The following is a 2078-nucleotide window of genomic DNA, read 5'->3' as shown; positions in this document are numbered from 1 at the left end:
GGGTCCAGGTGCCGTTGAGGGTGGTGGCGGTGAAGGAGCGGAAGTAGCGGCCTTGGGAGCCGATGGCTTCCACCAGCATGAGGTAGCGGTTCTGGCCTTGGAGTTTGTAGACCTGGACGGCTTCGAACAGGTTGTTGGTCGAGTCGCTCATGATGACGGTTGAGGTGGTGCCGAAGTTGCCGGGGAAGTTCCCGATGGGCATGGTGGCGCGGTAGATCTTGCCGTTGTCGCCGGCGAAGAACAGGTACATGGTGGTGCTGTCACCGATGACGGTTTGGTCGATGGGTCCGGTTCCGGAGCCGGTGATGCTCCCGGAGAACAGGGTTTGTTGTGCGGACCAGCCGTTGGGGTTGGTGGGGTCGGTGGTGGTGCGGTAGGAGAAGGCGGTGGCGCCCCATTGGTAGGTGAGGACCCAGGTGTTTTTGGGGGCGAAGTAGAACAGGGTGGGGGCGACGGTGGCGGAGTTCATGGTGTTCTGGGTGGCGTTGGCCATGTCGGGCCAGGTGGTGAAGGGGGCGAAGTTCATTGAGCCCCATCGGGTGCCGGTGTCGTGGGTGGTGGCGTAGACCAGTTGGCGGCCGTTGTAGGGGACGGTGGTGAAGTCCTTGAGTGAGACCCACCCGGACTTGGGGGTGGCCAGGGGACCGGTCGAGCTCCACCGGTAACTCGAGGGAAGCGCGCACGTACCGGTCGGCGTCGGCGTCGGCGTGGGGGTCACGGTCGGGGTCACGGTCGGCGTCGGGCTCGGGGTGCCCGGGTCGCCGGTGCAGGCCACGCCGTTCAGGGAGAACGACGTGGGTGCGGGGTTGCTCCCGTTCCAGGAGCCGTTGAACCCGAAGGCGGTACTGCCGCCGGAGGGGATGGCGGCGTTGTAGCCGACATTGGTCGCGGTCACCGAAGAACCGGACTGGGTGTGGGTGGCGTTCCAGATCTGGGTGATCTCCTGGCCTGAGCCGAAGGACCAGGTCAGCCGCCAGCCGTTGACCGCGTCACCGAGATTGTCGATCGTCACGCTGGCGCCGAAGCCGCCCTGCCAGCTCGAGGTGACGGTGTAGTCGACCCGGCAGGCGACGGCGGCCTCCGCGGGCTGCGTGGCGAGCAGCCCGCCCGCCGCCAGCAGGACGGAGATCGCGCCGATCGCCGTCCTGCGGCGCACGGCGGGACGGGACGTCCGTGTTCGCCAGGGCAGGGGCATCTGAATTCTCCTCATCGTGCCACCCGCCGTCAGGGGCTGGTGCAGGAGGCGGTCGGGGTGGCGGCGTTGCCGTTGGCGGTGAAGCCGAAGACCGTGGAGCCACCCGCGGGGATGGAGCCGTTGTAGGAGACGTTGCGTACGGTCACGCTGGAGCCGGACACACTCTGCTCGCCGTTCCAGAGGCTGCTGATCGTCTGCCCGCTGGGCCAGGTCCACCGCACGGTCCACCCGCTGACCGCCGAGGTGCCGGCGCTGACCGTCACCGCCGACTGGAAGCCGCCCGACCAGGTGTTGCTCGTCGTGATCGTCGCCGAACACGCCCCCGTACCCGGCGTGGGAGTGGGAGTGGGGGTGGGGGTAGGCGTGGGGGTAGGCGTGGGATTCGGGTTCGGGCCGGCGTTGTTGAGGGCGTTCAGGACCGCGTCGTAGGCGGGCTTTTTGTTGTTGCCGCTGAACAGCAGTGGGGTGTCGCCGGAGCGCCAGGAGTCCTGGTCGCGGACGCCCCAGGTCGTGAGGCCGTTGCAGCGGGCGACGGCCAGGCAGTCGTTGGTCACGGCTGCGTAGGTCTGGGCGGAGGCGCCTTGGATGTCGAGTTCGGTGATCTGCACGTCGACGCCGAGGGCGGCGAAGCTGGAGATGGTGGTGCGGTAGTTGCTGTTGTAGGGGCTGCCGCTGTTGAAGTGGGACTGCAGGCCGACGCAGTCGATCGGCACGCCGCGTTGTTTGAAGTCGCGGACCATGTTGTACACGCCCTGCGTTTTGGCCCAGGTCCAGTTGTCGATGTTGTAGTCGTTGTAGCAGAGTTTGGCGGCGGGGTCGGCGGCTCGTGCGGTGCGGAAGGCGACCTCGATCCAGTCGTTGCCGGTGGATTGCAGGTTGGAGC

2 protein-coding genes are annotated in these 2078 nt (G+C 67.3%); both read right to left on the bottom strand.

What is annotated here, in order from left to right:
• Positions 1-1195 (bottom strand): non-reducing end alpha-L-arabinofuranosidase family hydrolase (locus tag NYZ98_RS41225; protein WP_262850999.1); only part of this gene is annotated, 1195 nt, incomplete at its 3' end.
• 29 nt (positions 1196-1224) lie between these two features.
• On the bottom strand, positions 1225-2078 hold an 854-nt coding region (locus tag NYZ98_RS41220), incomplete at its 5' end, for an endo-1,4-beta-xylanase (RefSeq protein ID WP_262850997.1).

Source organism: Sphaerisporangium corydalis (assembly GCF_025506355.1).
Taxonomy (GTDB): Bacteria; Actinomycetota; Actinomycetes; order Streptosporangiales; family Streptosporangiaceae; genus Sphaerisporangium; species Sphaerisporangium corydalis.
Note: the sequence above shows the minus strand (reverse complement) of the source record. Positions and strands in the feature narration are given on the sequence as shown.